Raw genomic sequence first — 7992 nt, forward strand, 5'->3', positions numbered from 1 at the left:
TCCTCTTTGGAGGAGGAAGCTAGATCATGGCGCGCTCAAGTCCCGGTCAGGCGCTGAACCTGATAACGGGATCGCCCGCCTGGACCTGTCCGATCTGTGCCGCCGCGTCATGGCCATGTCGGCGGAAGGTCTCCAGGACTGTTGGGGCGGCGTCTGGCGTGCAGGCCACCAGCAGACCGCCGCTGGTCTGCGGGTCGCAGAGCATGTCGCGATCTGCGTCCGTCCAGTTCTCAGGACAGTGCACATGAGGTTGAACGGCGCTCCAGTTGCGCCCGGAGGCGCCGGTTCGCACGCCCTCGGCCAGGAGGCGGCGGGCCCCGTCGAAAACGGGCAGCGCCGTGCGATCCACCTTCGCCGAAACGCGCGAGCCGCGGCACATTTCCGACAAATGTCCGAGCAGACCGAAGCCTGTGACATCGGTGATTGCATGAACGCCGTCGAGCTCGGCGAGATCCGCGCCGGGCGTGTTGAGCCGCGTCGTGGAGGCGATCATCGCCTCGTAATCAGACGCATCCAGCAGGCCGCGCTTCTGGGCGGCGCTAAATACGCCGATCCCAAGGGACTTGCCCAGGATCAGAACGTCGCCGGGTTGAGCGCCGGCATTGGTGAGAATCCGGTCGGGATGGGCCAGACCCAATGCCACAAGGCCATAAAAGGGCTCTGCGGCGTCAATGGAGTGTCCGCCCGCCACCGGCGCGCCGACGCTTTCGGCCACGGTGCGACCGCCGTCCAGAATCAGACGGATGGTTTCGGGCGACAGCACGTTGATCGGCATGCCCAGCACCGCCAGGCAGAAAATGGGCTTGGCGCCCATCGCGTAGATGTCGGACAGGGCGTTGGTCGCGGCGATGCGACCGAAGTCGAAAGGGTCATCCACAACCGGCGCAAAGAAGTCCGTCGTGGCGACGAGCGCGGTTTCGTCATTGACCCGGTAGACCGCCGCATCATCCCGCGTGGCGGCGTCCACAAGCAAGGCGGGATTGAGCGGCAGCGGCGGGCTGTCCGCCAGGATGCGGTCGAGAAAGGCCGGGTCGAGCTTGCAACCGCAGCCGCCGCCGCGCGCGAGACTGGTCAGGGATGGCGCAGGAGCGGAAGAGGCGTCAGACATGGGTCGCATCCGTTAGGTTCGATTCTGGCTTAAACGGCACTATAAGGCGCGCATGATACGTTACGAGACCCTGGCCGATGTCAGTGCAGCGCGGCTTCAGCGCCATGACATGATCATTGATGTGCGCTCCCCGTCCGAATTCGCGCTGGATCACCTGCCGGGCGCTGTGAACCTTCCCGTGCTGGACGATCGTGAACGGGCCGAGATCGGCACGACCTATGTGCAGGTCTCGGCGTTCGAGGCGCGCCGCGCCGGCGCGGCGCTGGTGGCGCGGAATGCGGCTCATCACTTGCAGACCGCCCTTGCAGACAAACCCAAACGCTTTCGACCACTGGTCTATTGCTGGCGCGGGGGAATGCGCTCGAACTCCATGGCGACGATCCTGGCGGCTGTGGGCTGGCCAGTCGCCGTGCTGGAAGGCGGATACCAGACCTGGCGACGCGCAGTCATCGCCGGCCTTGATGCAGCTTGTCCCGCGCTCGACCTGATGCTTATCGACGGTCAGACAGGGAGCGCGAAGACAGCGCTGCTTCAGGTGTTGCGCGAGAAGGGGGCGCAGATACTCGACCTCGAAGGGCTGGCCCGGCATCGCGGCTCGGCTTTTGGGGGCTTCCGGGATGCTCCACAACCCAGTCAGAAGGCTTTCGAGACGGACCTCTGGCGGGAGGTCGAACGCCTGGATCCAGCGCGTCCGGTCTATGTCGAAGCGGAATCCGCCCGTATCGGAGCAATCCGGCTTCCCGCGACCCTCTGGACGCGCATGAAACGATCGCCGCGCCTCGAGATTGTCGCGCCTCTTGAGGAACGGGCTCGTTTTCTGGCGAAGACTTACGCTGATATCGTTGAGGATCCTGAGCGCGCTTCCGAGGCGCTGGACCTTATCAGCCCGTTTCATCCGCGCGACCGTATCGCGCACTGGCGCGAGCTGGCGCAAGAGGGGCGCCCTGAAACCCTGGCCATGGATCTCATGCAGGCTCATTATGACCCCGCCTATGACCGCTCCCGCCTCAAGCGCATGAAACAGAGCGTCGCAACTCTGCAGACAGAGCGGCTGGACGCCGGGGCGCTGGATGACCTCGCCGACAGGATCCTGTCGCTCACCGACGCGCCCTAGGCCGAGAGGACCCGGTCGAAGAAGGCGAGGGTGCGCGACCAGGCGAGGGCGGCCTGTTCCGGGTCGAAGCGCGCCGTGGTGTCATTGTGGAAGCCGTGCTGGGCGCCTTCATACATGAAGAGCTCATAGGGCGCGCCGGCCTCATCGAGCGCATCACGCCAGTCAGGCCACCCGGCATTGACCCGATCATCCAGTTCCGCGAGATGGATCTGGAGCGGCGCGCGAACCGCTTGCGCGTCCGCCGGATCGGGCCAGCCGCCGTAATAGGGCACTGCCCCGGCCAGCCAGTCGAGGCGCACCGCAAGTTCATTCGCGACTGCGCCGCCATAACAGAAGCCCACGGCGGCCACGCGACCTGTACAGGCGGGATGGTCCCGCAGGACCTGCGCTGCGGCGATGAAGTCCTCCAGCATTTCACCCCTGTCGCGCTGGCGCTGAAGGGTGCGGCCCTCATCATCCGTGCCGGGATAACCGCCCAGCGGATGCAAGGCGTCGGGTGCGAAAGCGACATATCCCGCCAGCGCCGCGCGTCGGACGACATCGCGGATATGCGGATTCAGGCCGCGATTTTCATGAATGACCAGGACGCCGCCGCGAGGAGCTGTTTCGCCCGCCGGGCGGACCAGATAGCCGCTCATCTCGCCCGCGCCCTCCGGCGAGGCGTAGAGCAAGTCCGCCTCGATCAGGCGCGGATCGCCCGTTTCAGTCTGTTGGGCGTTGGCGTAATCGGGCAGGAGCGCGCCCTCCAGCGCGCTGACGGTCAGCCCGCCTATGGCGTAAGTCCTCAACCCCTCCAGGAAGTCACGTCGCGATAGATCGCCATGGGCGTAAGCGTCGTAGAGCTTGAACGCGCCTGGTGCGATCTGAGGATCCGACCGTTTCATCCATTCTCTCCCCGTGATGTCGACCATCAAAGCTAGCGCGTCAGTTTCGGGCAGCAAGCTGAACCGTTTCATCCGGCCAGCGGCGTGAAAGCGTCAGATGACGTCGGCTTCACTTGCTCTCTGCGGTGCGCAACGTACTCTACGCGATAACAAAACGGGGAGAGAACCATGTCCATTAACTCAAGACTGCTGATGCACTCCGCCCTGCTGGCGCTGGCGACCGGTCTGGCCGTGAATGCGACGGCAGCCGCGCAAAACGCACCGATCGTTCAACCGGGTGCGCCGGGAGAGGATGTGCGTGCGATCAGCGCGGAAGAGGCGGTCGAGATCGCAGCCAACCGCTTCTCGGTCGACGATGTCCGCTTCATGCAGGACATGATTGTGCATCACTACCAGGCCGTGGAGATGGCGGAGCTGGTGTCAGACCGGACCAGCACAGAGGAGATCGTCGCGGTCGCCGGGCGCATCAACGCCAGCCAGGCTGACGAGATCGCCTTCATGCAGAACTGGTTGAACGAGCGGGGCCAGCATGCGCCGGACCCGGCCAGCGCCGACCATTCCATGGATCATGAAGGCGGGCATGAGGGCCATCATGGCGCGCATGCGACCATGCAGGGCATGGCGACGCCCGAGCAGATGGCGGAACTGGCGGCCTCCAATGGCGGCGACTTCGACGCGCTGTTCCTTGAACTGATGATCGCCCATCATGAGGGCGCGGTGGACATGGTCGATGCGCTCCTGCGTCAGCGTGGTTCGGCCTACGACCCGGTGCTCTATGATTTCGTCAATGATGTCCGCAGCGAGCAGGCTGCTGAAATCCGCCGGATGAACACGGTCCTGTCCTCCTTGTCCGAGGATCCCCGGAACGGACTCGCAGCAGGCTTCCGGGATGCCGGGCAGGCCATTTCCAATCTCGAACTTCTGGCCAGCCTGCCCAAGCCGACAGGGTTCTTTGATTCTGAGAACCCGGCCGGACTGCCGCCTGAAATCCAGCCGGAAGACACCGATGAAGAGGTGGAGCGCCGGTTCGGCCAACGTGCGCCCTTCCTGAGCTTTTCCAATACGGACATGGCGTTTGCCGGCGATCTGCTCGCCGTGGGCAATTACCATGGCTTCAACCTCTACCGGCTCGGGGATGAGTCGCCGGAGCTGATCAGCTCGGTCGTGTGTCCGGGGGGGCAGGGGGATGTCTCCATTGTGGGCGATCTCCTGCTGATGTCCGTGCAGGATACGCGCGCCCGCGTGGATTGCGGCCGTCAGGGCGTGAGCGAGGAAGTGAGCGAGGAGCGTTTCCGCGGCCTTCGGATCTTTGACATCAGCAATCCTCTGGCCCCGCGCCAGGTGGGCCAGGTGCAGACCTGCCGCGGCTCTCACACGCATTCGGTCGTCTCCAGCAATGAAGAGCGGATCGTCGTCTACAATTCCGGCACGAGCTCCATCCGCTCCGAAGAGGAGCTGGCGGGTTGCGTTGAAGGGCTGCCTGGAGATGAGGACACGGCGCTGTTCAGCATTGATGTCATCGAGATCCCGCTCTCCGATCCGTCCCAGTCGCGCATCGTCGACAGCCCGCGCGTGTTCGCCGATGATGAAACGGGCCGTATCGCCGGACTGTGGAGCGGCGGCGATCATGGCGAAGGCACCCAGCGGACCAGCCGCACGGACCAGTGCCATGACATCACGGTTTTCCCGTCCCTGAACCTCGCCGCAGGCGCATGCTCGGGCAATGGCATCATTCTCGACATCAGCGATCCGCGCGCGCCGCGCCGCATTGACGCCGTGATCGATCAGGGCTTCGCCTACTGGCACTCCGCCACGTTCAGCAATGACGGCACGAAAGTGCTGTTCACGGATGAATGGGGCGGCGGCGGCCGTCCGCGCTGCCGGGCTCAGGATCCCGCCGACTGGGGCGCAGACGCGATCTACACGATCAATGACGGCCAGCTGGAATTCGGGGGCTATTACAAGCTGCCTTCCGCCCAGTCCGAGGAAGAGAACTGCGTCGCCCATAACGGCTCGATCATTCCGGTGCCGGGCCGCGATGTCTTCGTTCAGGCCTGGTACCAGGGCGGACTGTCGATTCTGGACTTCACCGATCCCGCAAACGCCTACGAGATCGCCTATTTCGATCGCGGTCCGATCGATCCCGACGTGATGGTGCTGGGCGGGTACTGGTCCACCTACTGGTATGACGGCCGGATTTACGGCACCGAGATCGTGCGCGGGCTCGATGTGTTCGAGCTCATGCCCAGCGATTATCTGAGCGAGAACGAAATCGCGGCGGCGCGTCTGGCCGATCAGGGGCAGACCTTCAATCCGCAGCAGCAATATCCGGTGAGCTGGCCCGAGCACCCTGTGGTCGGTCTGGCGTATCTGGATCAGCTGATGCGCGATGAGGCCCTGCCGGCGGAGCAGGCTGAAGCGCTTTACGCCGCGCTTGGTCAGGCCGCAGATGCGGTGGATGCCGGCGAGGACAACGCCGCTCTCTCGCGCGAGTTGCGTCAGCTGCGTCGCGACCTTTCGGGCGTGTCTGTGCAGGGGGAAGCGTCTGTGCGTCGCCTGTCCGCGCTGCAGGATGTCATCGAAGGCGTGTCGGCGTCGCTGCGCTAGAGCGTTCTTCCGGACTCAACGGATGGAGCCGGGCCGCAAATGGCCCGGCTCTTTTTTTAGGGCGCCGCTGACCCCTCCGGATCGCGCTCTTAATCGCCCAGACTTCAGGCGGTTGAAGTGTGTGATGATGATCCGCTAGAAGCGACCGATCCAGTATCGATTCAAGGCGCTAGCATGCCTGCTTTTGAATGCTCCGCTTGGATAGTCGCATTACGCCTTGGAGACTGATTCCATGTTGAAATACCGCCCGGAGATTGACGGGCTGCGCACGATCGCGGTCCTTTCGGTCCTGATCTACCATGCCGAGATATTCATCTCCGGACACCAGCTCTTGCGAGGCGGTTTTCTGGGCGTGGACATCTTCTTCGTGATCTCTGGCTACTTGATCACCTCCATCATTCTCAAGGAAATAAACGGAGAGGGATTCAGCTACGCGCGCTTCTATGAGCGACGAGCCCGGCGTTTGTTGCCAGCGCTGATCGTTGTGCTGATCGTCACGACGGCGGGCGCAGTCTTGATCCTGGGGCCGAGCGCCCTGATGGAATATGCGGGATCGGTCGTTTCGAGCCTGTTCTTCACGTCAAACATCTGGTTCTGGTTGCAGGACGCCTACACAGCTGAACCCTCGAGGCTGAAGCCGCTCCTTCATACCTGGACCCTTTCGGTTGAAGAGCAATTCTACATCTTCTTCCCGATTATCGTGATGCTGGTTGTGAAGTTCCGGAAGGACTACCTGCTGCCAATCCTGGTCATGATTTTCCTGGCCTCCCTGCAGTGGGCGCAGATCAGCGCGGACCATTTCCCCGAGGCCAATTTTTATCTCATTCCGATGCGCGCCTGGGAGCTGATGGCCGGCGCCTTGCTGGCGAAGCTGGATATCGATTATGGGCGCAAATCGCATCCCGCCTTGACGTCCACCATGCCCATGCTCGGATTGGGATTGATCATCGGGCCCATGGTGCTCTTCCATCACGGCGTGCCGCACCCGTCCTATTACACGCTCATCCCGGTGGTAGGCACTGTGCTGATCTTGCGCTTTGCAAGACCTGGCGAGCTTGTGACGGATTTTCTCAGCAGCAAGCTTATGGTTTGGGGCGGCCTGATCTCATACTCGCTCTATCTGTGGCATTATCCGCTGTTCGCCCTGGCGCGTGTCCAGTTTGGCGCCCTCAGCCTGACTCTGACCCTGGCTCTGCTCATGCTCTCCGTGCTGCTGGCGGTCATGTCCTATCGCTGGGTGGAGACTCCATTCAGGAACCCCCAGAAGACGCCGCTGAAGAGGTTCGCCGCCCTGTGCGGGGTCTTCGTCGTGCTGTTGCTGATAGCGAGCGCCAGCATCTTCAAGCTCGACGGGCGTGTGCGGGTCTGGGAAGAGACAGCCTTTGAATACACGCAGGAACAGATCGATGCAGGTCGGAATGCGCGCTTTGATATACTGGGCGCTCGCTGCTCCCGCGTGGGATGGGATGTGTGTAACGATCCACTCCCGGATGCGCAGAACATCCTCATTGTCGGAGATAGTCATGCGCCGGATGCCCTGAATGCCCTGGATGTCGTCTTCCCCGAAGCACATCTGATGCAGTCCACGCTGGCGGGCTGTCCGCCCTCAGACGATATTCGGGCTCTGGTTCTGCCGACGCACCCCAATCTGACCGATTGCGAAGCAATCAACCGTGAACGGTTTGATCCCTCCAATCTCGAACAGGTTGATATGGTGGTCATCAATTACCTGGCCGCCTGGTATGGCCCTGATGAACTGGAACCCTATCTTCAGTTCCTCACCGAAAACACCGATGCGCCAATCCTTCTGTTTGGCAATTACATCCATTACAACGCCAATATGCCCGAACTGCTTATGTCGCCAGATGGACTGGCGGCGTTGGAGGAGCACACACAGAGCCGTTTCCTTTATGAGGACGAGAACCGGGCTCTGGCTGAGCGTTACGGCATCATCTATGTGAGCAAGAAAGAGGCGCTCTGTACGGGAGAGGAGTGCCCGCTCTTCGCAGCCGGCCAACCCTTCACCTGGGACCGTCATCACCTTTCGCTGCCATTCGCCCGACTTCTGGGCGAGGCCATCGCGGACGATGTGCGTCCCTTGCTGAACGAGTGAGTTTGCAGCTTCCTGCCTCGGGACCGTGTCACTCACTGACCGGTTCTGAGGCCAGGGTGCAAACACACAGATCACGTAGCTGGACGTTTTCTTCTACGGCAATGTCGGGAAGGCGCGAGAGGCTGCTCGTAAAAGGCCAGAAGGTCTGGCGGAGACGATGGGATTC

5 protein-coding genes are annotated in these 7992 nt (G+C 62.5%); 3 read left to right on the top strand and 2 right to left on the bottom strand.

What is annotated here, in order from left to right; genetic code table 11:
- Window positions 1-46: 46 nt before the first annotated feature.
- On the bottom strand, window positions 47-1108 hold the full coding sequence (selD, locus tag B2Z70_RS10475; RefSeq protein ID WP_292983111.1) for a selenide, water dikinase SelD: 1062 nt from the start codon (window positions 1106-1108) through the stop codon (window positions 47-49).
- Between the two features lie 52 nt (window positions 1109-1160).
- Between selD and mnmH the strand changes: the two genes are divergently transcribed.
- Entirely contained in the window at window positions 1161-2222 is a 1062-nt protein-coding gene (gene mnmH, locus B2Z70_RS10480; RefSeq protein ID WP_009800721.1) for a tRNA 2-selenouridine(34) synthase MnmH, read from the top strand.
- Here mnmH and B2Z70_RS10485 read toward each other — a convergent pair.
- On the bottom strand, window positions 2219-3106 hold the full coding sequence (locus B2Z70_RS10485; protein ID WP_292983113.1) for a dienelactone hydrolase family protein: 888 nt from the start codon (window positions 3104-3106) through the stop codon (window positions 2219-2221). The two genes, mnmH and B2Z70_RS10485, sit on opposite strands and share 4 nt — an antisense overlap.
- A 168-nt stretch (window positions 3107-3274) precedes the next feature.
- On the opposite strand from B2Z70_RS10485, the gene B2Z70_RS10490 reads away from it, so the two are divergent.
- The gene (locus B2Z70_RS10490; protein WP_292983115.1) at window positions 3275-5713 is read left to right on the top strand and encodes a DUF305 domain-containing protein; all 2439 of its coding nucleotides are present in this window, start codon (window positions 3275-3277) and stop codon (window positions 5711-5713) included.
- Between the two features lie 232 nt (window positions 5714-5945).
- On the top strand, window positions 5946-7826 hold the full coding sequence (locus B2Z70_RS10495) for an acyltransferase family protein (protein ID WP_292983117.1): 1881 nt from the start codon (window positions 5946-5948) through the stop codon (window positions 7824-7826).
- Window positions 7827-7992: the final 166 nt, after the last annotated feature.

The sequence above is a fragment of the Oceanicaulis sp. UBA6590 genome (genome assembly GCF_002433705.1).
Classification (GTDB): Bacteria; Pseudomonadota; Alphaproteobacteria; order Caulobacterales; family Maricaulaceae; genus Oceanicaulis.

Coding starts and splice junctions, on each gene's coding strand:
- B2Z70_RS10495 (WP_292983117.1), top strand. CDS start 5,946: ATGTTGAAATACCGCCCGGAGATTGACGGGCTGCGCACGATCGCGGTC.
- B2Z70_RS10490 (WP_292983115.1), top strand. CDS start 3,275: ATGTCCATTAACTCAAGACTGCTGATGCACTCCGCCCTGCTGGCGCTG.
- selD (WP_292983111.1), bottom strand. CDS start 1,108: ATGTCTGACGCCTCTTCCGCTCCTGCGCCATCCCTGACCAGTCTCGCG.
- mnmH (WP_009800721.1), top strand. CDS start 1,161: ATGATACGTTACGAGACCCTGGCCGATGTCAGTGCAGCGCGGCTTCAG.
- B2Z70_RS10485 (WP_292983113.1), bottom strand. CDS start 3,106: ATGAAACGGTCGGATCCTCAGATCGCACCAGGCGCGTTCAAGCTCTAC.